Raw genomic sequence first — 26421 nt, 5'->3', positions numbered from 1 at the left:
TATTAACCGTTTTAAAGCAGTCTTTTAATCAACTTCTTTCCTATGAAGGCAGACCTAGTTCTGCTTGGAAACGCCTTTCTAAAGAAGGATGAATTTGCAGCGCTTGCTTAAAGGCCGCATATTTTTTTAGCGCTTGCTCGGAATCAATATCTTTTGAACGTCTAATGGCGCGAATGAGTAAATTTTTAGGCGTATGCTCAAGATCGATAAATTCCATTACCTGGGTATGATAGCCCAAGGCCTCTAATAATTGAGACCGGGCTGCATCTGTTGCCAAAGCAGCAAAACGCTCTTTTAAGATGCCATGGTCGAGCAGAGGGGCCAAATCCGGATTGCGCACTTGTTTAAATAACTCATGTTGGCAACATGGCACGCACAAAATTGCCTGGGCCTGCCAGCGGATGGCTTTTTCCAAAGCTGCATCTGTTGCCGTATCGCATGCATGCAAAGAGACGACTAAATCGACAGGCTGCGCCGTTTCATAGCGGTTGATATCGCCTAAAAGAAATTGCAGGTCTTCATACCCCAGCTCTTCGGCCAATTGCTGGCAGTGCTGGATGACGTCTTGCTTTAAATCCAGGCCGATCACATTCACTTGCCGCTTCTGACTAAATTTCAAATAGTGATAGAGGGCAAAAGTCAAATAAGCCTTGCCGCAACCGAAATCAATGATATGCAAAGGGCGGTCTTGCGCTAAATGAGGCAGCACATCATCAATCATTTCAACAAAACGATTGATCTGACGGAATTTATCCATCTTCTGTGCCAATACCTTCCCTTGCGCATTCATGATGCCCAAGCTAACCAAAAAAGGAATCGGCATGCCTTCTGGAAGCAAATATTGCTTAGCTCGGTTATGAGTCAGTGAAAGAGAGTTGCCGGATTTGGAAGGGGGTTTTTGCAAGATCGTTGCCTGGTGCTTCTTGTTGATGAGAATATGGTAATCAGCCTCGGACGTATAAAAAATGCCTTGTTTAAAATGCGCAAACTGCTCTTTGAGAGCGCTCGCGCATTCTTGAGCGGACAGGTTGTAATGAAGGGCTTTCTGCCCGCGCATTTCTGTCGCCTGATAGCAAAGCTGGCCCTGGATCAACAAAGGGCGCAGCGTTAATTTTTGGCTTTCTTGCTTTTTTCTAGGCGAGCTTAAAACAGCTAAAATTAAACACCGCTCTTCAAAAATTCTTTTTAAAATGGAGTCCAAGCTTTCTTTCTGCATGGGCCTCAAGATAGAAAAGAAGAATTGACGAGGCCGGCTTTTTTCCAATCTTCAGCGAACTGCTGCACGCCTTGAGAGGTAAGTGCGTCGTCCTCTATCATTTTTTCAAAAATCTCTTCCTTAAGCGTCACTCCGTAAATCCCTGCTTCTGCGCATTTGATCACTTGCTCGGCACTGCTAAGAGAAGCGCCCAATACCTTGGTTTGCAGGCGGTAATTGTGAAAAATATGCAGGATGCAAGCTAACACTTTCCAAGGATCTTCGCCCGCTTTTTCGATGCGGTTGATATAAGGGGCGACGTAATTGGCTCCTGCCAGGGCGGCCATCAAGGCTTGGCGTGGATGAAAGACGACTGTAGCCATAGTAGGAATGCCTTGCCTAGCTAATAAGTGGATGGCTTCCAGCCCGTTTTTTGTGACGGGAACTTTGACGATAAGGCGGTTGGAAAAATCATATAAGGTCTGCCCTTGTTGGACCATTTCAGTTGTACTTTCAGCAACGACCTGGGCTGCCACAGGCCCTTCCTGATAGTGAAGCAAGTCTTCCAAAATATCTTCCATATTGCGCTTGGCGTAGGCTATGATAGCCGGATTGGTCGTTACTCCTGATAGCAAACCAAAGCGCACCGCTTTTTGTAGTGTTTTAATATTCGCCGAATCAAGCCAGATATCCATTTTTTTTCCTTTTCAATAAGTTAGAAAGCGCCTCAACATGAAGGGATATACCAAGCAACTAGCCGGGATAGAGTTTATTGAGAACGCATTTTTTTCAAAATAAGCCTAATTCCCAAATAACAGACCACAATAACGACCAAACCAATAAAAGCTTCGTCCATGTCTATCTCGATATGCTCAAAAAGAAGAGAGATCCAGGTTGGCCCTAAAAAATATCCAATGGAAAGAAAGGTGGAGGCCCAAAAAATAGCACCCGTATAGGCATATAAGGCAAAGTGTTTAAAGCTCAACTCTGCCATGCCGGCAGAAAAGCCTGTAAAATGGCGCACTCCCGGAATAAAATAGCCAATAAATAGGGTCCACTTGCCAAAACGCTCAAACCACCTTTCGGCTTTTTGAAGATGAAGCTCTGTTAATCCAAAAAAATTTCCATAACGCTGAATAAGGTAATGACCAAGCGTTCGGCCCAATAGATAGCTGATGCTAATGCCGCATAAACTACCTGCATAAGCAGCAATAACGGTTGCAGGAATATTCAAATATCCCTTGCTCATAGCAGTGCCTGCTAGGACCATGAGGGTCTCTTCAGGAACGGGAAGAGCAACAATGCCAATGGTAAGCAAAACAAATAGGGTAATGCTGCCATATTGAACCAACCAAAGAGACAGGGTTTCATGATCGGGTAAATAATCCATTTAATCTGTATGCTCTTATTAATCGTGCTTATTCCAAATAATTTCAGCTTTTTATTTTAATGAGTTGTGTTCATAATTTTCAAAATAAAAGAATAAAAACTACGTTGTAGACGGACGTTTTTGATAGTAATCAATAAATTGTTCTACAATTTTCTCAAATTGCCTGACATAGTGCTGGGTATTCATCCTTTTTTCATATTGTTCAATGGCATGTTTCGACCATTTCTCATACATTGCTTTATCTTGAATGAGTTGGCAGGCTAAGTTAATATAATCTTCTATTTTTCCTGAACGAACGACGTAGTCAATTCCAAAATAAGTTGCTGCATAACGCGCCTGTTGAGGGCCTTTTTCATCGTACATGGAGACGACGGGGCATCCGGCTGCCATGGCATCTAAAATTCCCAGCCCGCTTCCAAAAGGAAATTCATTTAAATATAAGTTCATAGATCTTGCATACTGGCTGGGATTTCGGCACTGCCCTAAAAAGATCACCCGGTCGTTCACGTTATATTCGGCAAATATTTTCCGCCAGACGCTTTCTTTACGAACTTCTCCGATCGGTGCATAAACGGCTTCTGGGCAGCGTTTGAGAATTTCACCGATGGCATGGCACATCTCCGGCGTTAAGCGATTATCCAAGTGATTAGAAATAGTTGTCATGATAAAACTGTCTTTCGGCAGTCTTACAATCTCTCTTGGAAAAGGAAGCTCTTCCCAGTCTTGCCGGATATCAATTGAAAAAGGCAGAACGCAGCTTTCCATCCCTTGCCTGCGAAAAGCGTCATGATTCTGATTATAGGCTTCCTCCGTGCTCAAAATGATCAAATCAAAGCAAGGATAGGAAGGAAGCGTTCCATGATCAAATAAAATACGGATAGGAATATCTGTTGAAGAAGCAACGACGCTGTTAATTTCATCCGGACCATGAAAAACGGCAATGTCGATTTGATGCTGTTCAAGTTGGGATTGAAGTTGGTCCGCGGCCATTTCATAAGTCGAAGACTCGGGATCAATCCAGACGGAGACGAGCGAGGATTTAAGCAAATTGATCGTCAGCTGGCCCCTATGCCATGAGGAAGGGGAAATATAAGGCGCAATCGGATAGGATAGCAAATGATCGCTGATGCGCTCCGAGCTAAAAACAAACAGGTCGAACCACTCGTTGTCAGCAAATGTGCAAAGCGTTCTTAGAAGCTTTGTCGGGGCATGGCCTCCATCGACGATTTGCGGGACAATATGGGCCAGGCGTATCTTGGTTTTAGGAGCGAATGCTCTGGCGATCCTTTTTTGATTGTTTTCTTGGATAATATCCCGCATATAATCCACAGGCAAGGGGCCTAGATCGGCCAGATCAGGAGCCGGGCCTTTATGGGGGTCATACCATTTTAAAAAACCTTGTTCGATGCTAACGGCCATTGCCCGGCTTTTCCCATATCGTTGCGCTTCAATAGAGGAAAGCATTCGTTTTGCCACTTGAAAGAGCCAATTTCCGCTGGGCGTATCTACTTCTAGTTCTTTTTTCGACTGTGTCAAACAACTTGTCAGGGCTTGCATGAATGCCGGCAGCGCGGCTTCTAAAAGAGGAGAAGAAATCATAAAAATCGGCTGCAGCGTTTTGGGAACGTCCCAACGAAGATGCTGACCGTTAAATTGTTCGTTGGGATACAATTCCATGATATACAGGTGGACATGCGGCTCTACCAATAGCGCTTGCAAATCAGTAAATTGCAGCATATGAGAAAAATGCGCAAAGGTCTGAAAGACCAAAATGCACGCCTTTTGACAATAAGGCTGCAGAAAAGCGCGATAGTCCACTCCTTCTAAAGGCTCCAAAAAAATAAGGGGAACCTCTCCTGCTTGTATTTGAATAGGTTGAAGGGGAAGAGCATAGCTAAAAACATGCCAAGGCTGTCTATAAATCCAATATTCTTCTTCTATCAATTTGCCAAAATCAGGCTTTCTCTGCTGCAGCTGTTCCCGTCCTTTCTTTATCTGCCATTTTTTTTCAAATAAAGGCCGATACAAAGGGGGAAGCGGATCTAGAAATCCCTCTTTATTCTCTATTTGTTCTGCTGTTTGATGATTGAAGGCTATAAAGAATTCTTTTAGAGAGTCGGGCGCCTCTAAGTCTTTAAGAACATCCAAGGGGGCAAGATGGCAAGAAAAGAGGACATATTCTTGTTTAATAACGTTCAAAAATTCATTTAACAAAATTTTTAAATGGGACGATTCCTCGCATATGGCTTCCAAGACTAGGCAAGTATGCTTAAATTCCAAGCCGCCTTTAAAGACACAAGCATCCGCATAATTGGCAAAGCGGGAGAAAATTTTCTTCTCTTTAGAATACAGGGCATCATACGCAATAAAAGGATGCGAAATGATTGTGCGCAGGGCTTCCGTCCATTGTCCTCTTTCGTAGAGGTCGATAAAGGCATCGAAGACATCTATTTCTTTTTCTTTCATGCGCTTATTTATTCCTTTTTTAGAACGTGTAGTCAATTCGACATGGGCCCGGATTCGGGGTTATTTTTTCCCTATAACCTGAGTTTAGACTTTTTTTACCCTTTAGACTGAATCAAAGCTGCGGAGACGAACAAATGGCAAAGTAGTCCCTATTAAAAAATAGGGACCCTCTTGTCATTTTCATCTGCAAGAGCTTTCCCATCGCTCCAAAGGGCAAAAAAAACTCCACACTCAGGTCTATGAGAAGAATTCGAATATAGGTTCCTTAGCTAAGCAAGCTTTGTCACAACGACAATAAAAAATTTAAGTAATAAGGACAATAAGATGCCATCTTAATAAAAAATTATTTATTAATAAAGAAGACGTCATTTTATTAAGAAACAATCGCCGACTCGCTAATTGTCTCTCTTCAAAATTATTTTCCCCCGTTAGGGAAAAGAACTCAAATCTAGGCCATTAGCCGTTTTAAGAAATCTTTTAAAACAGAGGCTATTTAAATTGGGTGAAGCATGGTCAAGCAGGCTTTGATTGAATTTACCTCCCGCGGCATTTATTGTCCTAAAGGCCGCTTTTATATTGATCCTTGGAAGCCTGTCAATAAGGCCGTCATTACGCATGCGCATGCAGACCACGCTTATGGAGGCTGCCGCCACTATTTGGCTCAAAAAGACAGCCTTCCCCTTCTAAAATACCGTTTGGGATTAACTGATAGGCAGTGCTATGGGATTGATTATGGAGAGCGCCTTCTCATCAATGGCGTCAAAGTCTCCTTGCATCCGGCGGGACATATTATCGGGTCTGCACAAATTCGCTTAGAAGCGCAAGGAGAAGTATGGGTGGTGTCCGGAGATTATAAGCTTGAAAATGATGGCCTCGCTCCTTCTTTTGAGCCCGTTCCTTGCGATGTCTTCATTACAGAATCCACCTTTGGCCTTCCTTGCTTTCAATGGGAGCCGCAAAAAGCGGTCTTTGAAGAAATCAATGCCTGGTGTCGCTTCAATCGCCAGCAGGGCATCACCTCTATTTTACTTGGATATGCGCTGGGAAAAGCGCAGCGGCTATTGAACGGATTGGATCCCTCTATTGGTCCCCTTTATGCCCATGGAGCAGTTTGGAATATGACAGAGATTATTCGTCAGCAAAGTCCTCTTGCCTTTCCGCCCCTTCAAAAAGTAACGGTTGAAATCCCCAAACAAGCGCTTTTAGGTGGAATAGTGCTTGCCCCTCCTTCCGTTGCGCAAAGCGCATGGATCAACCGCTTTCATCCTTGCCGTACCGGCTATGTATCCGGCTGGATGAGCCTGCGCGGCATTCGTCGCCGAAGAGGAGCAGACCGCGGCTTTGCGCTCTCCGATCATGCCGACTGGCCTGCCCTACAGCAGGCCATCCAAGCCACAGGTGCAAAGCGCATTATCGTGACCCATGGCTTTACCTCTGCTTTTGCCCGCTGGCTGACCGAGCAAGGATATGAGGCGCAAGAAGCGTTTACCATTTATGGAGAAGGAGAGGGCGACCAAGAGGATTGATATGAATGACTTTGTAGAGCTATTTTTAAGGTTAGATCAGACAAATAAAACGCTGGACAAACTTCAGGCCTTAGAAGATTTCCTGCGCCAAGCTGCTCCGTTGGACCGCATATGGATGATTGCCCTTTTTACCGGAAGGCAGCCTAAGCGGACAGTCAGCAGCCGTTATTTAAAGGAATGGGTTCTGGAGAGCACTCATTTGCCCGAATGGCTTTTTGAGGAAACCTATCACGTCATTGGAGACTTGGCAGAGACAATCGCCTTGCTTCTTCCGCCTCCTGCACAAGCAATCCCAAGCTCTTTATCTCAATGGATGCAAAGAATTGAAAGCCTGGCGCAGCAAACGCTTCTCGAGAAGAAAGCCTCTATTTTGGAGTTGTGGAACCAATCGCATGCCAAAGAAAGGCTCGTCTTCAATAAGATCCTCGTTGGAGGATTCCGTTTAGGCGTTTCCCAAAATCTTCTTGTCCGCGCCCTGTCTCAGGTCACGGGCATTGAAAGCAATGTAATTGCCCACCGTCTCATGGGCGAATGGAAGCCGACAGACATTAATCCCGATTTTCTAACTGTCCAAAGCGAAGAGCAAGCGCATTTAACGCGTCCTTATCCTTTCTGCTTAGCTTATCCTCTTGATAAGGAGCTAGAGAAATTGGGCCCTGCCTCCGATTGGTCGGCCGAGTGGAAGTGGGATGGAATCCGCGGACAGCTTGTCCATCGGCAAAATTTTTTAACCATTTGGTCGCGCGGAGAAGAAATAGTCAACGACCGCTTTCCCGAGCTCATGAATTTAAAAGATTTCTTGCCTGACGGCTGCGTCCTGGATGGGGAAATTTTGGCCATCCAAAACGGCTCTCTCCTTCCCTTTCAAATCCTGCAGCAGCGCATCGGACGCAAAAAAATTACCCCTGCGATCTTGAAGCAAATTCCCGTCATTTTTCTAGCATACGACCTGCTGGAATGGAAAGGCGAGGACTGGCGGGCGTATCCTTTTCAGCGCCGCCGTCAGCAGCTGGAACAGCTATTCCAACAACTACCCGCTCAACCCTTTTTAGGCCTCTCTCCCTTGCTTGCCCACCAAAGCTGGGATGAGATTCGAGAAAAAAGGCAAGAGTCGCGCGCGCATATGGCTGAAGGGATCATGTTAAAAAAGAGAGATTCGCCTTATCATGTCGGACGCAAAAAAGGAGATTGGTGGAAGTGGAAAATTGAATCTTTTACCGTTGACGGCGTCCTGCTGTATGCCCAAAAGGGTCATGGATGGCGTGCAAATGTGTATTCGGACTATACCTTTGCCGTTTGGGATCAAGATCAGCTTATTCCCTTTGCCAAAGCTTACTCGGGGCTGACGAAAAAAGAGCTAGCCGAAGTCGATCGCTTTATCAAAACGCATACTTTAGAAAAATTCGGTCCCGTTCGCTCAGTCAAGCCCGCACTTGTTTTTGAAATCGCCTTTGAAGCGATCCAACCCTCCAAGCGCCATAAATCAGGCGTGGCTGTGCGCTTTCCCCGCATTCAACGCTGGCGCCGGGACAAGAAGCCCGAAGATGCCGATACGCTTGAGACCTTGAAAGCCCTGCTTTCCATCCCGAAATAAAGGCTCTCATTCAAAGTTTATAAGAGTTCCTTTCTCCTGTAGACGAAAGCGCTAAAAAACTGTCATAAACCACTCATAACCTGAGTTTGGATTTTTTTGCTTTTGAGACCGAGTTGAAAATGGTCTCAAATGAAAAAGGACAAGCCGGTCAATATTTTTTAATATAGACCGGCTTGTCCCTTGTTCGCATTAGAAGTTATGCGCAGTCGAAAGGCAAAACTCCAAATTCAGGTGTATCGGCTAAATAAGCCCTTCTATTACGGATTAAGCCAATTCAGGGATCACTCTTTGGAATAGATCCTTATCATTATATTCAAGCTTCTTATTGTTCTCTTTTTGCAAGCGTGCCAATCTAGATTTTTCAGCCTCTCCTTGATTAGAGATTGCTGCAGCCAGTTTAGCTCGTTGTTCAAAGAATTTTGCTCCCGCTTTTTCTTTTCCAGCCAATTTAGCCTTGCGGTTTCTCAGCTCAACGTTCCATTTATGAATAGAGGATTTCTTTTGACGCAATGTCCATTCGAACTTGTCAGCAGGCACTTCTCCATCTTTTACTTTTAACAGACTTAATTGACGCTCATTTTCCTCGATCTTATTTAAAGCCCACTCTTTGTTCTCCAATACGTCTTTTCTCACTTGATCGATAGATTGAAAAGCAGCCGATCTTTTTTGCCCTTTAACAGGACGATCATCTTTAAACTCTTGGCTTTTCATTCTTTTATCATATTCAGCATCAGAGAAGAAGCTATACTCTTCGAAGCCCTCTTTCGTTGGCTTATACAACTTTGTTTCCGGGATTAAATCACCGAGCTCATGATCCATCTTAATTTTTTGATAATTAGCCTCAATTCCTTCTAACTGGCTTTCATAACCATCTATATCTTTACCAAGCTTAGTATTTTCGGATTGTAAATCCGTCATTTTCTTGGTTTTAGCATCCACTCTTGTGATAACCACATTCATTGCTTTTAGATAAGCTTCAATCTCTTCAACTTGCTTCTTAATTGCTTCAAAATCAAGCGTTTTCCAATCTGTTCCAGAAAAATTCGGAGGAAGAGGCTCTCCTTCAAAAGGCTTAGGCTCTTCTTTTGGCATTAAATGAGGCAAAGGAAAGCTATTTGTTGTCGTTGAAGGAGGAAGGGGAATCGAATGAATCGGTTGCGGAATAGGATTGCCAATAGGAGGAGAAGGCGGATTTGGAATGAAAGGAAGGGGAGGAGTAGGAATAGATGTCACATGATTGGTCGTTGGGATAGGCGTTAAAGTCTCAGGACTTGGCGTTTTTATCGGCGTTTCTTCGGATTCCTTCCCTTCTAAGGCAAGCCTATCCTTACTTTCAATGACGTTGCCAACAAATTTCATGAGAGCATGTAAATATTCACCTTTCTCTATTTTGCGCTGTCTTTCCGTCCACGACCAACTGAATAAAGTACGGAAAAAGCTCCAAATCCCTGTCGTACTCGCTTTAATTTCCGTTACCCTATCATTTAAGCAAGATTTCAATTCATTGAGCTCTCTAAAGGATTGTTCATTTTTTGTTAAAGCAATCTTATGATTGTTAATAAAATCAGCAACGCGCAAATAAACAACATTTCCCTTTTCACATTTTGTCTTGCTCTTAGGACCAAGCAGCGTAAATTCTCCTGCCGCATTTCGATTAGCTTTGTAACCCATATCAATTCCATTTACAAAACCTTCCGTAACTAGGTGGAATTGACTATATGCTCCATTAGATGAATAAGGATTCATTTATTACACCTCTTTTATTTTTTAATTAAATTAATAAAATTTAAATCAATTATATCAAACTATTTGTTTATTTTAAAATAATATTTTTTAAAGATTTATTTAATTTTTATTGTAAACAATATTTAAAAAACAAAAATCTATAAATTAGTAAATCAAACTTATAAAATTGGCAAAAAAAAACCATGCTCCTATTTTTCAATAGGAGCATGGTTTAGTTGATTTTGATAGGAATCAAAAAGGATAACGCTTATTCGCTTGGAATCTCTATTTTAAGCAATGCATCCTCAAGCTTACTAAAAAGAATTCCTAAATCGTTCTTGGCCTTTATTTGTTCGGAAGAGAGACCGGCCTCTCCAGCCGATTGAGGAGCAAATTTAAATTCCTTGACTTCTTTGCCAGCCAATTTATCTTGACGTCTTTTTAGAGCCAGATTCCATTTACGCATAACCTCTTTTTTTGCTGTCAAGCTCTTCGCAAGATCTGCACCAGAAATCTCGCCGTCCTGTTTTTTTAACTCGGCAACTTCGGGCTCTAGCCTCCTTATATTATCTTGGCAGCTCTTTAACTCGTTCTCTACTTCTTTGAATTTTTTTTCAAAAGCTTTAAGAACGTCGGATCTTTTTTGTCCTTTAAGAGGACGTTCATTTTTAGGACCTTGCATTTTCTCATTAAAAACCGTATCCGAATAAAAGAGGACCTCAAGGCTATTTTTAGAATCGATATTCACCATCATTTTTGTTTCTGGCGCTCCGCTCTCTTCGTCCGCTTTAAGCCTGCCATACGTTTTAGTAATTTTTTCTAGCTTGCTTTCCGCGATTTCTACGTTCTTTCTATTGATTTCTAAGTCTTGTTCTTTTGTTGCCAGATCTTTAATTTTCTTTTCAACTCTACCTAAGACCCCCGTTAAATTGCCGATAAATTCTTGGATTTCTTTAACCTCTTGTTGAATAACCTCATCGGATTCGTTTGCTAAATCTTTAGGAGATTTATTAACGTCAATGCCTTTTGGAGGTGCTTTTTCTCCCTCAAACAATTTAGGCTTAAGTGGAGCGCCCATGACGGGAGGAGGGGGAATGTTACCTGGAAAAGGAGGCGGAATGCCCACCTTAACAGTTGTGGGTTCCGTCTCTATTGTAGGTTTTTTCTCTATAGATTCCTTCTCAATAGACGTTTGCTCCAAAGGAGCTTCTAGTTTCTCCTTCTGAGTTTTTGGGGGAAGAGGAAGATCCGAGAGCTGCTCAGTAGGAAATGGCTCTGTAGAAGAAGGCTGCTTCTTAATACCCGAAAAAAGAGGCGGTTTATTTGGTGATTTTTCTTCTTCTGTCTGCGCTGCTCGCTCTTCTCCAATCGATGCCACCTCTTCTTCTAGACCTTCTGGGGTTTTTATTTGTGCCGATTGAGATTTTTTTTCTTCTACAATTTGTTTTACAAAATCGCGCAGTGTTTCTAAGTACTGTTTTTGTTGGAGTTTTTGAGCTTTAGCTTCAGGATTAAAAAGATAGCGGAAGAAAGCTAGAAAACCGGTTGTATTTTTCTCAATTTTTTCGATATTTTTCTCCACCAATTGTTCTAGTTGCTCCAATTCACCTTTATTTTCTTTGATTAATTTATCTTTATTATCATTAATAAAGTTGGCTACCCTAAAATAAATAATTTCGCCTGATTCCAGACTCTTTCCCTTTCTATCGCCGACTTGCTCAAAGACTCGTTGACCATCGCTGCCTTTATTCACACCTAAATTTTTAACTTCTTGACCTTCTTTAAAGGCCTGGTTGATAATGTTCAACTGAGAAGCCGGATTTGGACCAGAAGATGATACACTACCCATAGCCACCTCTTTAACGTAAAATCTTAGTTATATTTTAATATAGTTTTAATATTATTTTATTAATAAACTCTTGTTTAATTAAATAATCTAATAACTTTTAAATTATATTATAATTAAAATTTATTAAGTTTTCATTAATTTCAGCTTTAAATAAATTAAATTCTAAAATCTTATCCTTTATAGAAGATTTAAAACGCCTATCAAAATCATTTGAACAAAAGCATTCGACTCTGGATGGAAAGGTTGAATACTCTCAAAAAGCTGAGCAAAAATCTGAGTTTAAAATGCCTTTAATGAGCATTTTTTATGCCAGTTCTTGAGAGCGTTTAAAGAAACGGAAAGGCCAAGGAAATGAAGCGTAGAGAGTGGATTAAAGTCCCTTATAACCCATATTTTGAGATTATTTTCTCCCTAAAGCTATAAATTAAGGGAAAAGCACTCGAATCTAGGTCATTAGCAGTTTTAAGCCTAAAGGGATTTTTTAGCTTGATCTTGCAAGCTAAAAATTTCCACATCTACTCCCGGGGAAAATAGCACGTGATCAGGCGGGCGCTGAGGATTGTCAAATCCATTGATGTCAAATAATTGACTATTCCACTTAGAAACTTTAGCTCGGCTCAAGGGATAAGGAACGTGATGAATGCGCCCCTTTGTTAGGCGGTCCCCTTTATCGGCAAATAGGATATAGCGCTCGGTTAAGAAAAATTCCAAGGAACCGGGTTCCGCTAAAAAAAGAGGTCCTTCGCCTTTATAGACAAATTCGATTGGCGTTCCCAGCGGTTCGCATTGGTAATGAATGACCTGCTGGGGATCAATAGACATTTCAATCGTCGTATAGCGATAGGGTAAATACATGAACTGGCGAGCCATTTGCACAACTAATTGTTGGTTGGCATCCAAAGAATAAAACCAAACCCCGGGGACACCTGCCTCGTCATAAACATAGGTTCGACAGTTGAGCTCAAAGAAATTGGACATGCCAGGAAGAGGAGGAAAAAGCTTGGGTTTGACGCCTTCCAAAGAAAAAGGCGTCATGCCGATATAGGCCTTACCTTCAAATGTATCTACAAAAAGGCCTTGAGGAAGCGTTTTTTGGATGGCCTTGGCATCATATTCCCAATGCAGAAAGAGAAGATCGCGCCATTTTTGATCCATGACAGGTGTAAGATTCTGAGGATACTCGCGCACGGCCAGACGGGCAGATAAGGTGGGGTGGGCCATAATACACTCTCTATTAAATTAATATAAAATGCGAAAATCTTCGTGTGGCTGCTCAATGGGAAAATATTGAAGCGTTGCTTCTTCAATTTGATTAGACCCCATTTCCTCTTTTAATCGATTTATAAGATTTTCTAAGGTTTGCTTGGAGCCTTGCGCGTAAATTTCGACAGTGCCGTCCGATAAATTGCGCACCGTTCCTTTGAGTCCCAATCCGAGGGCATGATAGCGTGTTAACGCTCGAAATCCCACTCCTTGAACATTCCCCTTAACAATTGCGCGCATTTCGTAAATTTCCTGGGAAGAATGCTCCATGACTCTCTCTCCTTCAGCTTTATAAGGGACTGAATTCAAAATTGGTTTTTCTGTTATGTAGCATAAAGCGCTAGTTATGCACAACAGTCGACTTCCCGTTCATCAACGTCTTCTTCTATTCCTTCTCCTAAAGGGAAATTTAAAATGAGGTCTTTGATGACGCTCAATTCGCTAGCTTTGCTGATCAGCTCGCGAAATTGCCTGGTTCCCGAAGACTTCTTCAAATACCAGCAACCTACGCGGCGCATATCAACAGAAACCCGATGGTCGTTATGATAGCGCTGCGTCCACAAGAAATGTTCGAACAACGCTTGGCGGCAATCTTCAAGCGTCCGGGGAAGAGCCGGCAGACCTTCTAAATAATGTAAAATGTCTTGCACAATCCAAGGCTGACCCATCGTTCCGCGTGCCACTAAAACGGCATCGCAGCCTGTTTCCGCAAACATTTTAGCCGCCGATGGCCCATCCAAAATATCGCCGTTGCCAATGACTTTAATTGTTGTGGCCGCCTGCTTTCCTTGCTTGATATAGTCCCAATTGGCAGGCCCCCTATAGCCTTGCTGACGTGTCCGTCCGTGAATGCAGATGGCCTTTGCTCCCGCTTGTTCGGCAATTTTGACAATTTCTGCCACCTGAACCTGCTTTTCATCCCATCCAGCTCGAATTTTAACCGTGACCGGAATCTTAACGGCGGCCACCATATTGGCAAGCACATCGCCAATCAAATGCGGGGTTTTCAGCATGCCAGATCCGCTTCCATCTTTTGTAACTTTATCAACCGGACATCCGCAATTTAAATCGACAACGTCAAACCCCAAATCCTCAATGATTTTAGCCGCTTGGCCTGCCAAAGACGGTTTGCTCCCGCATAATTGCCCTCCAATCGGATGCATGTCAGGAGCATAATCTAAAAGATGATAGGTTGCGGGATCATGCCTGACTAGCGCATCCATCTTGACCATTTCGCAATACATTAAGCCGGGGCCATACTTGGCCGACATTTTGCGAAAAGGATAGTCGGAACATCCTGCTAAAGGAGCATAAAAAATGCGATTGGGCAGCTTGAGCTGGCCAAATTGAAGAGGGGCTTGAGAGGACATTTATCTGACGAAACCTACAATTAAATTAATGAGAATATTTTGTACAAAATTCAAGCATAAAAAGGCGACGATGGGCGAAAAATCGATCATGCCCAGCGGAGGAATGAACCGCTTAAAAAAATTGAGATAAGGATCTGTGTAATAAGCAATAAACTGCATCGCCTTATATTCGTAAAGTTGAGGAAACCAAGAAGCGATAATGCGTGCAAATAGCATAAGCGTATAAACTTGAAAAAAAAGATTGATCAATTGAATGATAATAAGCATAAACGAGTCTCGGTCTTAAAGATTGAATGCATTTGTATATACCATAAAGGCCACTAAATAAGGAAAGCCTTCATGAAAGGAGTTAATACGCTTTCTAGCAAGGCTGCCCGAACATTTAAATACCAGTTAGTTTTAATGTTTAATTCTTGTTCTCTTTTTTAAATTACAGGACAAATTAGTTGCTTGAATTAATACAAAAATTCTATTAAACTTCTTAATTTAAAGCATTAAAAAACAGGCAGCATGCTAGAGCTTCTTTCTTCCATCAGATCTATCGGACTCGAGTTAACCGCTTCGTGCATTCGAGGAGCAGAGGTCAGCCAAAAAAAAGGCGCTCCCTCTCTAACGAGACTATTTAGCTTTCCGCTTGACTCCTCATCCAATGTAAAACAGCTTTACATGGAGCATCCCATTTTAGCAACCGGCCTCGCTGGTTCGGAAGTGTTGATCCGCTTTTTACATTTACCTTTAAAAAAAGACAAAGACATCGATGCCGCTTTGGCCTTTCAAGCCGAGCCCTTGCTCCCTTATCCGCCTGATGAGGCGGTCTTTGCCCGCCAGCTATTGCGTCAGGAGCCGGAAGGATCTGATTTGACGCTTTTAGCTGCACGTAAAGATCACGTGCAGACCCATCTGGAACATTGGCAATCGGTTGGGATTGAGCCCGAGAAAATCGGCTGCATTCAAAGCGCCCTGTGCCAATTTGGCAAAACATACATTCATGCCGAATCGGCTTACTTGATGCTGCATATAGATCGCAGTTCCCTAACGTGTGTACTGATCGAGCAAGGCAAATTGATTGCGTCTTTCTCCCAAATTGAAAAGGAGCTTTTTTCTGCCGATCTCGAAGCGCAGCTATCCACAGCATCTTCTCTTGCCCTAACAGATTTTTCGCAAGACACGCTTATTCGCTTGCAGAGAGGGGTGACGAGAATGGGATATGCCTTGTCCAAAGAAAGCAAAGGAGAGGCCTTGGCAGGATTGGTTGTCACAGGAGATATGGTTAAAGTACAAGGACTAGCAGAACAACTGGCGCAAACCGTGCATCTTCCCTTGCTGACCTGTATCGAGGCATCCGACGGTTTTTCGACGCAAGACAAGCATGTCTATGCCATCAGCATTGGTTTGGCATTAAATGCCTTGCCCGCAGCCGATGCAATTGATTTCCGCCAGCAAGAATTGAGCTACCCTCATCCGTGGAAAAGACTGAAGGTTCCCCTCGCCCTGTATTTTATCTTGATGTTGATCTTAAGCGGAACTTTTTACTTTTTCGGCAACTTTTATTTAAGCTATAAGGAAAATTTTCTTAAGCAGGAATATGCCAGCTTATTGGCAGGCATGAACAAATCCTATGATCAATTTGAAGAGGCTTTTTTAGCTAAGGCGCCTGCGGCCCGAGAAAAAAACCAAGGAGAAGTCGTCTCCCTTACACACTTAACCAAAGAAGACTTGCTCGAACGCTTGGCTTTTTTGCAGAAAGACCTGCATGCGACTCCGGACTCTTTCCCTTTGTTTGCCAATATTCCGCGCGTCAGCGATGTCTTGGCCTGGTTGAGCCAGCATCCGACTGTCACGTATGTGGATGAAGAGGGAAATTCGGCTGCACGGCTGCAGATTGAAAACTTTAGCTATATAATCCTTAAACGGCCGATGCAGGGAAAAAAGCAAGAAAAGTATCAAGTCAAAGTGGAATTGGAATTCAGTAGTCCCACTCCTAAATGGGCGCGCGAATTTCACGATGCGTTGATTGCTCCCAATGATTGGATTGATCCCAAGGGAGAGGTCAAGTGGAGCTCAAACCGAGGCCGTTATAAGACATCTTTTTACTTAAAAGATAAAACCACTTATCCTAGTCAATAAATGAATACACTAAAAACTATTCCTCTCCATCGAGCTGTTAGCTATTTGGTCGCCTTAGGGCTTTTGCCTTTTTTAGGCGTTGTTTTTTTGTTCTTCTCGCAAAAAAGCCAGCTGGAAGAGCTCAATGCAACGTTGGAAAGCATCCAACATCAAGCTTTTTTAAAAGAGAAAAAGCAGGCGCTTAATCTCGCCGTCCGTCAACACTTCCGGGATGCCGACCACTTCTATATTGACAAGTATTTAGAAACGCTTGTGTTTTTAGAGCCTGAAATTGAGATGCTGCAAAAAATCACTGCCGATAAAAATTTTGCCGATGACGAGCGGATCAAAAAACGCTTGGAATTTTTAACGAGTCCTGCGAACGGATTGGTGTTTTCTGAAGGGGTTGTTCAATCCTTCCCTCTTTTTCAAGAAACAACGGAAACATTGGTTCATCCGGTCGAAATCAATGCAGCCGACCTACAAAAAATCTTAGCGCGGATCGAAGGCATTGAAATGGCTTCCTTTGCCCCCGGGCCCAACCGTCCCCAACTCGTTGTGACGGAGTTTAAGTTAGATAAAAAGAAAATTAATGAGAAGAACGAGGTTTTTTTACTTAACCTTAAATTGCTGAAACGAGAATTTTTATGACTAAAGCGCATGTGCTCAAACAAGCCGGTTTGTGGATCTGCTTATTTTTGCTCCTCTTTACCTTTTCAGGAGCCAAACGCTGCACGAAAAAGCGGCTTCCGCTGACCAGTATCCATATTATTGACCGCAATGGCTTCGCGGAGACGATCAGCAATAAAGACCGTCTGGATCAATTTCAAAACGTCGATTTTTTAAAATCCCAGCCTTATCAAAAAGTTTTGCGCATCTATGCGCGCGATTCCAAGGGAAATATTCGCTCGGTTGTCACAACGTATTATCCCAACGGCAATCCCAAGCAATTTTTAGAGATTCTGAACGCGCGCGCCAATGGCAACTACTATGAGTGGCATGAAAACGGCGTTATGAGCTTATCGACCCGCATCATAGGGGGATCGCCTGACGTAACAACAGCGGCAGAAAAAACATGGCTGTTTGATGGGCCAAGCTATGCCTGGGATGAAGACGGCAAGCCAGCCGCTGAAATTTTTTATTCTCAGGGTTCTTTAGAGGGCCTATCGATTTATTACCATCCTTGCGGGCAGATCTGGAAGCGCATCCCTTTCTGTAAAAATCAAATTGATGGAACGGTTGAGATCTATAAAACCAACGGCGAGATCCTGCAGCAAATTTCCTATAGCCAAGGGCAAAAACAAGGGCCGGCTTACCGCTATTGGGATATGCAGCACTTGGCCAGCCAAGAAGAATACTGCCAGGGTAAGCTAACCAATGGCCAATATTATGACAAGCAAGGCAATCTGATCGCCGAAGTCAAGCAAGGCTGCGGCTACCGCGCGGTGTTTGGCAAAGACTGCGTTCAAGAGCTTCAAAGCCTTCAAGATGGCTGTTTAGAAGGTGAAGTTAAAGTCTTCAATTCCCTCGGTCAGCTCAAGCGTATTTATCACATCAAAGAGGGGATTAAGCATGGAGAAGAGGTTGAATACTATGAACGCTCGTCTTCTTCCGCTCCGCAGCCAAAGCTGTCCTTTTATTGGTATGAAGGAAAAATTCAGGGGCTAGTGCGCACATGGTATCCAAACGGCGTTGTTGAAAGTCAAAAAGAGATGGCCAATAATGCGCGAAATGGCGTTTTAACTGCCTGGTATCGGGACGGCAGCTTGATGATGATCGAAGAGTATGAAAAAGATCAGTTAATCAGAGGGGATTACTTTCGCAAAGGAGAAAAAATTCCTGTCAGCCAGGTGATTCAAGGAAAAGGAACTGTGACTGTCTTTGATGCCGATGGACACTTTGTACAAAAGATTTCCTATGCGAACGGCAAGCCAGACCTCTGATCTTCAGCCGCGTGCCATTGAAGCACACAAGCAGCTCTGCCGTTTACATTTCAAGCGGATAAGAGAGCAGCTTTCGGAAGAGCGCCGGCAGGAGGCAGCCCAGCTAGCGCACAGCACGCTGCTTGAATCCAGCCGATCGGCACGCTGGGTGCTTTCATATGCAAGCTTCGGCGGCGAGCTATCCTTGGACAGTGTAAACCATCAATTGGCAGCCGAAGGACGCCTTGTCCTTCCGCAAATCGTTGGGCAGGAATTGAAGTTATTTCCAGTGTCTACTCTCGCAGCCCTTCAACCCAATCGCTGGGGAGTAAGAGAACCGGCCGCAACAGATTTGCACGTGCCGATCGATCCCGAAACAATCGACCTGGCTTTTATTCCAGGCCTGGGATTTGATAGCCAAACGAAGCACCGCTTAGGCTATGGCAAAGGATATTACGATCGCCTGCTAAAAGAAATGCCCCAGGCGATAAGCTGGGGCATTGGATTTAAAGAGCAAGTGATGACAAACTTGCCCTTTTCGGCTTATGATATTCCTTTGAGAGATCACTTTCTCTTCTAATTAGACGCCTTTGCTCTTATTAGAATGCGCAACGGGTTCGATCTCTAGCGAACGCTCATAGGCCTTATCTCCCCTATGTTCTATTAGCTCAGCATAGGTAAAAGAAGAATTTCCCTTAGAGTGTTCTTCAAAGGCTTCATTCACTGATTGAAGTTCTCTTTCAATCCAGTTGTTTTTATCATCATGAGAAAGTTTTCTCAAATAAGTAGGCATTTGATGAGAAAATAGCAAGATCTCCTTCATCGTTTCCTGTATCTGAGTATTATACTTCTCAATCCATTTTTTTGATTCGCTGATGTCCTGAGAACTTTTCATCTGTCCTAAAAGCGTTAATTCATCAACGTCTGCACCGGCCTCTTGGAAAAGCGTGGCAATGGATAGGGCATGTTCAGCAATTGAAAGCTTTTTCTGCACGTCTTCATTTGTCTGATCGCTTTGCTTAAGCTGCTCAATATCCATTTTCATATTGGCGATCCTCGTTTCCAATTCGCCCTTGTCTTTCCAATTTCTGCACTGATGGATGATTGCCAAATCTTCTTCTTGCTGCCTTTCAGCAACAATGCGTTTATCTTCAAATCCTTGTTTTCTATTGCTTGCCAAGCCCAAAGTCGCAAAGAAAGGCGTGAGAACAGGAATATCGAATTCTTTCATGCGCTTCATATCTCTTGCATAAGTATCCGATCGCATTGCATTGAAATCATTGGATAAAAATTCATAAATTTTGTGCGACTCTTTTGAAATCCCTTTCCATGTCTCTCGCAAACGCCCATCTTGAATAGATTCAGACTGTAGAGCGTTCCAGATGGCATAAGCGGTTGAAAAATCTTTATGCTCAATTAACGCAACATGGGCCACCTTAATAAAGGCTTCAACGAGGGCTGTTCGTTGCTTGATATCCTCTTGGGCTAAAATAGAATCAATCATGCGATATTTCACCGCATCAAATACTTGGGTCAGCTTGAAGCAATTTGGACAATGCTGTCGGATCAAATGCGATTTATCGCCGCATTCTTGCTTTTTAACTAATTCTTGCTCGGTTAGATTTTTAATTGTAGACGCAAAAACAGCATTCGAGTCTTTAATCGTTTGATTAATTGCTTGGTTATAAAGCTTATAAAAACTGGTTTTTAAATCTCCATGATAACGCATGACATCCTTTGCCCATGCATTCGTACGCATCCTCTGTAAAAGTCCTAAAGCTGCAACCTTATCCTCTTTCATGGCCTCTTGAGCAACATTCAACATTTCCCTAAAGCTTGCGACAATTTCTTTCTTTTTCTTCAAAGCAGCTAAAAAACCTGGATGGGTTTCTAGGTAAATGTCTTTCTGAGGGTTCATCATTAATTGAGCCGATCCTTTATGCCGATCGATTTGATTCAAAAGAAGGCAATAATGCATGGCTTTATTGACTGCTAAAGCGACTTCATAAGGTTTACTCGAAGGAGGAGGTTCGATAATTGCCAATTCATCGCTTCTGGATTCCTGCTTGGTCTCGACCAGTTCCAAATCCGTTTGAATACTTTCTTGCACCTCCGGAACAACCTGATCTTCCGAGAGAGAATCGGATTCATGAAAAGAATCTAAAGCCTGCTCAGATAAAGACCTAAAATTCCCTTTTAAGCGTGCGCTCATTTGATTCATTTCCAATTCATCATTCGCCTCTTCTTCTTGTAAAGATGCGGATGGATTGGATTTTGTGTGGCTAATCAGTTCGACCAAGTCCTGCTCGAGTTTGTTCTCTAAGTCTTGAACAGGAAGAGAGACGATCTCTTTATCTATCAGCTTTTTTCTTTTCTCACTAGACAGAGAACTGATCGATTGACCAGGATTCAAGCGATTAAGTTTTGAAGCCAGATTGGTCTCCTCCCTAGTAGAAGATGTTCTCTTCTTCCTATTGCTGGATTTGACCTTTTCTACTTCGCTCTTTGTTTTATTTGCTTCTATTAAATTCTCGTATTTTGAGATTAAAGAAGAAATATTAGATATATTATTATCATTCATAAAAAAACCAATAAACATGAAATAATTTTTAGTTACTATTTATTATTATAATACAGAAAATAATTAATTACAGTAATTTAAGTGTAATTTTAATGTTTACAATATTAAATTAAGTTAAGAAATATTAAAGCAATGATAAATAATAACAAATTTGTTTAACAAATTAGAGAAAATAGAAAAGGAAGACGGTAAAAGGCAATAAAGGAGAAAATTCTATTTATTTGCTTGTCAATGAATTTTCTCCTTAAATTTTGCTTAGCTCAAGTGATGTTCCCGATCGTGAGGAGGGGTCGAACGTGGTAAAGAATGATAGCCAAATCCCAAGTAAAGAGAAAAGGCGGCAATAAGGGTATGCAAAATAGCATCAGCCAAATTATTGGCTAGGATGCCAAAAATAGGATGATCGAGGTAATAGTAACCCAAAAGAGCCACTAATCCATAAACAATTCCAAATATTTGAAAAAAGATACGAGAGGCATATTCGCTCGTCAAGCCGCATAAAAGGGCAGCCAATCCTGTTGCCAAATGAATGAGGTTATGGAGCAAATTGACATGAAAAAGTCCCAATAGCATCCCGTTTGGATTTACCTGGGGAACAAATCCCAATAAACCGATGATCAGCATGATAACACCAAAGACAATCGCACAAGTTTTTAACATACACGACTCCCTATTTTTTAATTGATTTAAGAGACTATCCACGGTCTCTAAGAGGATAATTTGAAATTGCTAATGGCTTGGATTCAATTTTTTTTACCTAGGAAATGGGAAAAAGAATTGGAACCTAGACGATTATTAACCTGAGTGTGGAGTTTTTTTGCTCTTTTGATGCAGTCGAAAGAGCAAAAAAACTCCACACTCAGAGTATTATGAACTTCACCCCTCTTCCACGCCCTAGGGCGGGTCGTCAATCAGCCAATGGCCCAGATGCGCGGTTATTTTCTCTTAAAGAAAAAAATTAACGACGTTCATTGCCTAATTGACGGCGCGGCCTAATTAATATCGAAGAAGATTTATTTTCTCATAAAATATTTTATCCCTTTAAACAACAAGATTTTTTTTATCTTTTCCTGCTTGATTGCTTTTCCTATTGAAAGTGTGCATAAAGAAAAATCCCAACTAAAGAACAAGGAGATAAACGCGTGAAAGATTTTAAGCACTCTTATTTTCAAATTTCCCATACTCCACAAATGATGGCTTGTATAGAGTGTATGAACGCTTGTGAAGCCTGTGCTCAATTAGCCATTGAAAACGGACTGGGAGAGCTTGCTGCACTGTGCCGCGATTGCGCCGATATTTGCGCTTTGGCCATCAAATTTGAAAATAGACGCTCAAAATGGGCCGTTTCTTTGTGGGACCTCTGTGCACAAGCCTGCCAAGAATGCGCGGATGAATGCGAAAAAAAAGAGAAACCTTATAGCCAAGAATGCGCTCAAATATGCCGCAGGTGCCAAGAGCAAGCGCTTATAGCAGGAGAAGGAAGTTAATATTTATTTTTTTAAAAAATAAAGAGTTTGGAACGCCTTCTTTTGGCTTTTTTTTATCAAAAAAAGGTGCTTTCTCTTCTGGAATCTTAATCCTAAAACAGTTATGATTGAAGCTCATTTTGACTACTTCCATCTGCCTTTAGAAGCCTGCTTAAACGCTACTACGCCTTTCTCATTCAAACCGATCATTAATATGTGCTTACAAATTTAATTATCCTAAATTCAAAGGAGTTTATATGTCGCAACAAGCACCGGATACGGAACGTAAAAAAGCCTTGGGTCTAGCAGTCAGTCAAATTAAAAAACAATTTGGCGAAGGCGCCATCATGGCTTTCGGCAAACATTCCCTGGAAAAAGAGATCAGCGTAATTAAAACAGGCGCTCTTTCTCTAGACATTGCCTTGGGAATCGGCGGTGTTCCACGTGGACGCGTAGTAGAAATCTATGGCCCAGAATCCTCCGGAAAATCAACCTTAGCCATTCACATTGTTGCCAACGCTCAGCGCAATGGCGGCTTAGCGGCTTATATCGACGCCGAGCATGCGTTAGATCCTAGCTATGCCGCTAAAATCGGCGTCAATTTGGATGATCTGCTCATCTCCCAGCCCGATAGTGGAGAAGAGGCGCTGAATATTGCAGAAATGCTTGCCCGCTCCAACGCCGTCGATGTCATCGTCATTGACTCGGTCGCCGCGCTTGTACCCAAGTCGGAATTGGAAGGCGAAATCGGCGATCAATTCATGGGTCTGCAAGCCCGTATGATGTCTCAAGCGCTAAGAAAGCTCACGTCTGCTTTAGCAAAGAGCAATACGTGCGCAATCTTCATCAACCAGATCCGGGATAAAATCGGCGTTGTATATGGCAATCCGGAAACCACAACGGGTGGACGTGCGCTGAAGTTTTATTCTTCTATCCGTCTTGATATCCGCAGAACGGCCGGTATTAAGGGACCCGACAACTCTGAGGTCGGAAACCGCGTCAAAGTAAAGGTCAGCAAAAATAAATTAGCGCCTCCCTTCCAAATCGCTGAATTTGACATTCTTTTTAATGAAGGAATTTCACGAACAGGTTCGGCTATCGATATGGCAACCGAATTTAACATTATCGATAAAAAGGGAGCCTGGTTTAGCTATAAAGGACAACGCTTGGGACAAGGCCGGGAAGCGGTCAGAGAAGAGCTAAAAAATAATAACAAGCTCTTAGAGGAAATTGAAGGGCTTATTTTTCAACATTATAAGGACAACCGCAACAAAATTTCTCATAAAGCGGCAGCAGTAGCAGCGGCTGCAGCAGCAACAGAAGAAGTAGAAGCGGAAGAAGAGCCGGTTGAAGTATAAGACGCCGAGCAAATGAATCGGTAAGAATAAAGGGCTTCTCAAAGAGAAGCCCTTTTTTTTGGCTTAAATCTTTATCCACGAGATAATCCCAATGGGACATATTAAATCGACATTTGGACTGTACCAAAGCCTCGGGTTAAACAATCGTTAAGCAGGTCAATATTAATCAATAAGGACCACTTACAATCGCTTAACCGCAGGAGCATTTCGACTAGTGCGAAATGCTGATTTAATCTTTCCTTTGGTATAAAACAGGGACAGCTATAATGCCTTGATATTTGCGGAATTGATCGCTAATTAAAGAATTAGCAAACTTTATACCCATGTAAGTTCAAAAATTGAATTTAGTAGAGTGAACGCTCAGGAGAGAGAGGTGACTTGTTCGACAAGCCAATCGGCGAGTGCTTGCAATTCAACGGAATGCAGACGCAAATCGACCAACGCCTGTCTAAAGTGCTGAATTTCCTCATTAAATAAGGCAATGGCGGCTTGTTTGCCATAGACATTGGCCAAATTCATGGCATGCTCATGAGAGAGATCTTGGGCCATATCGCCCAAATCATCGGCGATTTGAAAAGCCATGCCAAAATGGGCCGCAGCCTTTTTGACCAATGCCAGCTGCTCCAAATCCCCTCCGCCAAAGATCCACCCTAGCACAAAGGAAATTTCAAACAATGTCACGGTTTTTTTGTTGAGAACCTCTTTGACAGTAGAAAGAGACTGATCGGGAGGAAGGAGGTCTAAAAATTGTCCGCCGGTTGCCCCTTCGATTCCCGTATTATAGACCGCATTTTCTAAAGCGAGGACGCAAAGCAGATCGCTTCGATGGGCTAAAGGATGCGCGCTTTGTTTAAGGCTGTGGGCATTTTTTGCCAAGCAGCCATATCCGGCAGAAATTAACGCATAGGTGGCAAGCAGAGCAATCGATTCTCCATAAACCTTGTGCAGAGTCGGCTTATTTCTTCTTTCTTCGTCATCGTCCATGCAAGGCAAATCATCGGCAATTAAAGAGGCTGTATGGAAATACTCTATCCCCAAAGCTGCTTGAGAAACATCCAGGCCCAAATTTAATGCTTTGGCTATCATCAAGACAAGGGCGGGGCGAAAACGCTTCCCCCCATTTAAGAGCGCATACTCGCATGCATCGCGAAGCGTGCTTTTAGGGCCTAAGTTGGGCATATTATTGCGAATGGATGCCTCAATGGCCATTTTATAGGGCTCTAAAATGGAGAAAAATGAAAGATTGGTCTGCATAAATTACTTGAGCCGTCTGAAAGATTTTATAAGAGGGTTAAACAAATCCTGAATATTAATTAAAAAAGGAAATATTCATTGAATTGCTTTGCTTATTAAGGCGTTAATTATAGGCGATGAACCATTAATTGAATAGAATTTGTCGCTTTTTATTTAATATGGAGTAATAACAACTGCAGCCGACGATTTAATTAAAGAGCGAGAAGGAATAACGCCTCCTATACTTAAGCAGGGATAGCAGCGCACATCTTTTCCCACTAAAGATCCCGGATTGGTTACCGTATTGCAACCAATCTGACTTCTATCGCCAATAATGGCTCCAAATTTACGCAGGCCCGTTGCCAAGCGCTGTTGATTATCACGAACGTAAATTTGTTGATGGTCCAGCTTGAAATTGGCAAGCTTCGTTCCTGCCCCTAAATTCACCTCTTGCCCCAAAATAGAGTCTCCAACATAGGCAAAGTGGGCCGCATGGGCACGATCAAAAAAGACGGCATTTTTTACTTCCGTGTCATGCCCAATCACACACTGATCCCCTGTTAATAAGTTGCCGCGGATATAAGCGCCATGACGGACAACGCAATTTTTCCCAATCCAGCAAGGTCCTTGAATATATGCACCAGGTTCTACAACAGATCCTTCATCAATAAAAATCAATTCAGGATGAATCAGGTAGGCAGAAGGAGAGATCGTGCCCTTCAATTGACCAAGAGGCAAACGCTTTAAATACCCTTCAATTTTAGGCAAAACCAACCATGGCTGAGGATCTCCCTCAAATAAACGGGCGTGGCTAAAAGAGGAGAGATCAAAAAAATAAGAGGTTTGCAAATTCATAGGAAGATCTAATGCTTTAGAGTATAAAACAACTAACCCGAGCATGGAGTTTTTTTGCCCTTTGAACTGATGAGAAAGCTTTTGCAGATGAAAATGGCAAGATGGCCCCTATTTTTTAACATTGACCGCCTTGCCATTTGTTCATCTCTGCAGCTTTGACGCAGTTGAAAGAGTAAAAAACTCCCCGCTCAGGTAACTAATTAAGAATGGCTAGTTGCTTAAAGGAAAATAAACTTTCCACAGCTTCTTCTCAAGAAGAAAATATTAAAAGATAAAATTTATCTTCTTTTTCTATCTCTGTGGATTTGTCTATATAAAGGGCTTTTTTCCTCCATAGCTCGCCGTTGATAACTTGTCAGTCTCCAGTGCAAAAAAGCGCTCCTATAGACAAAGCCCTTTTCTGCCAACAGGCTTTCATTTTCTCTATAAACAAAAATAAGCCGCTTACGAACAATTTCTCCTCTTCGCTATTAAGGGAGCTTATAACCAGAATTTTTAAACAAAATAATGACTTTCAGGAGA

Annotated in this window: 22 protein-coding genes; 8 read left to right on the top strand and 14 right to left on the bottom strand. The window is 42.5% G+C overall.

Annotated elements, in window-relative coordinates:
* Nucleotides 1-40 precede the first annotated feature (40 nt).
* The 4 genes from BN3769_RS03480 to BN3769_RS03465 all read right to left on the bottom strand — a co-directional run bounded on the left by BN3769_RS03480 (nt 41) and on the right by BN3769_RS03465 (nt 5051).
* Nucleotides 41-1216 (bottom strand): class I SAM-dependent methyltransferase, encoded by a 1176-nt coding sequence (locus BN3769_RS03480; RefSeq protein ID WP_068467622.1) that lies wholly within the window; start codon nt 1214-1216, stop codon nt 41-43.
* A gap of 5 nt (nt 1217-1221) precedes the next feature.
* On the bottom strand, nt 1222-1890 hold the full coding sequence (locus tag BN3769_RS03475) for a transaldolase family protein (RefSeq protein WP_068467620.1): 669 nt from the start codon (nt 1888-1890) through the stop codon (nt 1222-1224).
* Between the two features lie 74 nt (nt 1891-1964).
* Entirely contained in the window at nt 1965-2585 is a 621-nt protein-coding gene (locus BN3769_RS03470) for a DedA family protein (protein ID WP_068467618.1), read from the bottom strand.
* Nucleotides 2586-2684: 99 nt separating this feature from the next.
* Nucleotides 2685-5051, bottom strand: a complete 2367-nt coding sequence (locus BN3769_RS03465; protein WP_068467616.1) for a glycosyltransferase — start codon at nt 5049-5051, stop codon at nt 2685-2687.
* Between the two features lie 509 nt (nt 5052-5560).
* Between BN3769_RS03465 and BN3769_RS03460 the strand changes: the two genes are divergently transcribed.
* Both BN3769_RS03460 and BN3769_RS03455 read left to right on the top strand, forming a co-directional pair.
* The gene (locus tag BN3769_RS03460) at nt 5561-6577 is read left to right on the top strand and encodes a ligase-associated DNA damage response exonuclease (RefSeq protein ID WP_068467614.1); all 1017 of its coding nucleotides are present in this window, start codon (nt 5561-5563) and stop codon (nt 6575-6577) included.
* A gap of 1 nt (nt 6578) precedes the next feature.
* The gene (locus tag BN3769_RS03455) at nt 6579-8171 is read left to right on the top strand and encodes an ATP-dependent DNA ligase (RefSeq protein WP_068467612.1); all 1593 of its coding nucleotides are present in this window, start codon (nt 6579-6581) and stop codon (nt 8169-8171) included.
* 264 nt (nt 8172-8435) lie between these two features.
* On the opposite strand, the gene BN3769_RS03450 is transcribed toward BN3769_RS03455, so the two are convergent.
* The 6 genes from BN3769_RS03450 to BN3769_RS03425 all read right to left on the bottom strand — a co-directional run bounded on the left by BN3769_RS03450 (nt 8436) and on the right by BN3769_RS03425 (nt 14645).
* Nucleotides 8436-9917 carry a coiled-coil domain-containing protein gene (locus BN3769_RS03450; protein WP_068467595.1) on the bottom strand — a complete coding sequence of 494 codons (1482 nt, stop codon included), beginning with the start codon at nt 9915-9917 and terminating at the stop codon, nt 8436-8438.
* A gap of 247 nt (nt 9918-10164) precedes the next feature.
* The gene (locus BN3769_RS03445) at nt 10165-11745 is read right to left on the bottom strand and encodes a hypothetical protein (protein ID WP_068467593.1); all 1581 of its coding nucleotides are present in this window, start codon (nt 11743-11745) and stop codon (nt 10165-10167) included.
* Between the two features lie 468 nt (nt 11746-12213).
* Nucleotides 12214-12966 (bottom strand): YqjF family protein, encoded by a 753-nt coding sequence (locus BN3769_RS03440; RefSeq protein ID WP_068467591.1) that lies wholly within the window; start codon nt 12964-12966, stop codon nt 12214-12216.
* 18 nt (nt 12967-12984) lie between these two features.
* A complete protein-coding gene (locus BN3769_RS03435; RefSeq protein ID WP_068467589.1) occupies nt 12985-13278 on the bottom strand; it encodes an acylphosphatase in 294 nt (97 codons plus the stop codon).
* A gap of 74 nt (nt 13279-13352) precedes the next feature.
* Nucleotides 13353-14378 carry a tRNA dihydrouridine synthase DusB gene (dusB, locus tag BN3769_RS03430; RefSeq protein WP_068467587.1) on the bottom strand — a complete coding sequence of 342 codons (1026 nt, stop codon included), beginning with the start codon at nt 14376-14378 and terminating at the stop codon, nt 13353-13355.
* Entirely contained in the window at nt 14379-14645 is a 267-nt protein-coding gene (locus BN3769_RS03425) for a YggT family protein (RefSeq protein WP_068467585.1), read from the bottom strand.
* 243 nt (nt 14646-14888) lie between these two features.
* Here BN3769_RS03425 and pilM point away from each other — a divergent pair, with 243 nt between their 5' ends.
* Genes pilM through BN3769_RS03405 form a run of 4 tightly spaced genes read left to right on the top strand, consistent with a single transcriptional unit; the run spans nt 14889 to nt 18986 of the window.
* The gene (gene pilM / locus BN3769_RS03420) at nt 14889-16505 is read left to right on the top strand and encodes a type IV pilus biogenesis protein PilM (RefSeq protein ID WP_068467583.1); all 1617 of its coding nucleotides are present in this window, start codon (nt 14889-14891) and stop codon (nt 16503-16505) included.
* Entirely contained in the window at nt 16506-17135 is a 630-nt protein-coding gene (locus BN3769_RS03415; protein ID WP_068467581.1) for a hypothetical protein, read from the top strand.
* Nucleotides 17132-18427 carry a toxin-antitoxin system YwqK family antitoxin gene (locus tag BN3769_RS03410; RefSeq protein ID WP_068467580.1) on the top strand — a complete coding sequence of 432 codons (1296 nt, stop codon included), beginning with the start codon at nt 17132-17134 and terminating at the stop codon, nt 18425-18427. Before BN3769_RS03415 ends, BN3769_RS03410 begins: the two co-directional genes overlap by 4 nt.
* Complete coding sequence (locus tag BN3769_RS03405) at nt 18402-18986, top strand: 5-formyltetrahydrofolate cyclo-ligase (protein WP_068467579.1); 585 nt, start codon at nt 18402-18404, stop codon at nt 18984-18986. Before BN3769_RS03410 ends, BN3769_RS03405 begins: the two co-directional genes overlap by 26 nt.
* Here the strand turns inward: BN3769_RS03405 and BN3769_RS03400 are convergent, their stop codons facing one another.
* Together BN3769_RS03400 and BN3769_RS03395 are read right to left on the bottom strand one after the other, a co-directional pair.
* On the bottom strand, nt 18987-20987 hold the full coding sequence (locus BN3769_RS03400) for a RasGEF domain-containing protein (RefSeq protein WP_195155541.1): 2001 nt from the start codon (nt 20985-20987) through the stop codon (nt 18987-18989).
* Between the two features lie 255 nt (nt 20988-21242).
* A complete protein-coding gene (locus BN3769_RS03395) occupies nt 21243-21647 on the bottom strand; it encodes a DUF4383 domain-containing protein (protein WP_068467575.1) in 405 nt (134 codons plus the stop codon).
* Between the two features lie 482 nt (nt 21648-22129).
* On the opposite strand from BN3769_RS03395, the gene BN3769_RS03390 reads away from it, so the two are divergent.
* Nucleotides 22130-22474: a four-helix bundle copper-binding protein gene (locus BN3769_RS03390; protein WP_228840606.1), complete on the top strand. Its 345-nt coding sequence runs from the start codon at nt 22130-22132 to the stop codon at nt 22472-22474.
* Nucleotides 22475-22710: 236 nt separating this feature from the next.
* Nucleotides 22711-23811, top strand: a complete 1101-nt coding sequence (gene recA, locus BN3769_RS03385) for a recombinase RecA (protein WP_068467573.1) — start codon at nt 22711-22713, stop codon at nt 23809-23811.
* Between the two features lie 360 nt (nt 23812-24171).
* On the opposite strand, the gene BN3769_RS03380 is transcribed toward recA, so the two are convergent.
* Complete coding sequence (locus tag BN3769_RS03380; RefSeq protein ID WP_068467572.1) at nt 24172-25065, bottom strand: polyprenyl synthetase family protein; 894 nt, start codon at nt 25063-25065, stop codon at nt 24172-24174.
* A 153-nt stretch (nt 25066-25218) separates the two neighbouring features.
* Entirely contained in the window at nt 25219-25899 is a 681-nt protein-coding gene (locus BN3769_RS03375) for an acyltransferase (protein ID WP_068467723.1), read from the bottom strand.
* Nucleotides 25900-26421 lie beyond the last annotated feature (522 nt).

Origin of the sequence: Candidatus Protochlamydia phocaeensis (genome assembly GCF_001545115.1) — a bacterium.
GTDB classification, from domain to species: domain Bacteria; phylum Chlamydiota; class Chlamydiia; order Chlamydiales; family Parachlamydiaceae; genus Protochlamydia_A; species Protochlamydia_A phocaeensis.
This window is presented reverse-complemented; position numbering and strand designations above follow the sequence as displayed.

Coding starts and splice junctions, on each gene's coding strand:
- BN3769_RS03480 (WP_068467622.1), bottom strand. CDS start 1,216: ATGCAGAAAGAAAGCTTGGACTCCATTTTAAAAAGAATTTTTGAAGAG.
- BN3769_RS03475 (WP_068467620.1), bottom strand. CDS start 1,890: ATGGATATCTGGCTTGATTCGGCGAATATTAAAACACTACAAAAAGCG.
- BN3769_RS03470 (WP_068467618.1), bottom strand. CDS start 2,585: ATGGATTATTTACCCGATCATGAAACCCTGTCTCTTTGGTTGGTTCAA.
- BN3769_RS03465 (WP_068467616.1), bottom strand. CDS start 5,051: ATGAAAGAAAAAGAAATAGATGTCTTCGATGCCTTTATCGACCTCTAC.
- BN3769_RS03460 (WP_068467614.1), top strand. CDS start 5,561: ATGGTCAAGCAGGCTTTGATTGAATTTACCTCCCGCGGCATTTATTGT.
- BN3769_RS03455 (WP_068467612.1), top strand. CDS start 6,579: ATGAATGACTTTGTAGAGCTATTTTTAAGGTTAGATCAGACAAATAAA.
- BN3769_RS03450 (WP_068467595.1), bottom strand. CDS start 9,917: ATGAATCCTTATTCATCTAATGGAGCATATAGTCAATTCCACCTAGTT.
- BN3769_RS03445 (WP_068467593.1), bottom strand. CDS start 11,745: ATGGGTAGTGTATCATCTTCTGGTCCAAATCCGGCTTCTCAGTTGAAC.
- BN3769_RS03440 (WP_068467591.1), bottom strand. CDS start 12,966: ATGGCCCACCCCACCTTATCTGCCCGTCTGGCCGTGCGCGAGTATCCT.
- BN3769_RS03435 (WP_068467589.1), bottom strand. CDS start 13,278: ATGGAGCATTCTTCCCAGGAAATTTACGAAATGCGCGCAATTGTTAAG.
- dusB (WP_068467587.1), bottom strand. CDS start 14,378: ATGTCCTCTCAAGCCCCTCTTCAATTTGGCCAGCTCAAGCTGCCCAAT.
- BN3769_RS03425 (WP_068467585.1), bottom strand. CDS start 14,645: ATGCTTATTATCATTCAATTGATCAATCTTTTTTTTCAAGTTTATACG.
- pilM (WP_068467583.1), top strand. CDS start 14,889: ATGCTAGAGCTTCTTTCTTCCATCAGATCTATCGGACTCGAGTTAACC.
- BN3769_RS03415 (WP_068467581.1), top strand. CDS start 16,506: ATGAATACACTAAAAACTATTCCTCTCCATCGAGCTGTTAGCTATTTG.
- BN3769_RS03410 (WP_068467580.1), top strand. CDS start 17,132: ATGACTAAAGCGCATGTGCTCAAACAAGCCGGTTTGTGGATCTGCTTA.
- BN3769_RS03405 (WP_068467579.1), top strand. CDS start 18,402: ATGCGAACGGCAAGCCAGACCTCTGATCTTCAGCCGCGTGCCATTGAA.
- BN3769_RS03400 (WP_195155541.1), bottom strand. CDS start 20,987: ATGAATGATAATAATATATCTAATATTTCTTCTTTAATCTCAAAATAC.
- BN3769_RS03395 (WP_068467575.1), bottom strand. CDS start 21,647: ATGTTAAAAACTTGTGCGATTGTCTTTGGTGTTATCATGCTGATCATC.
- recA (WP_068467573.1), top strand. CDS start 22,711: ATGTCGCAACAAGCACCGGATACGGAACGTAAAAAAGCCTTGGGTCTA.
- BN3769_RS03380 (WP_068467572.1), bottom strand. CDS start 25,065: ATGCAGACCAATCTTTCATTTTTCTCCATTTTAGAGCCCTATAAAATG.
- BN3769_RS03375 (WP_068467723.1), bottom strand. CDS start 25,899: ATGAATTTGCAAACCTCTTATTTTTTTGATCTCTCCTCTTTTAGCCAC.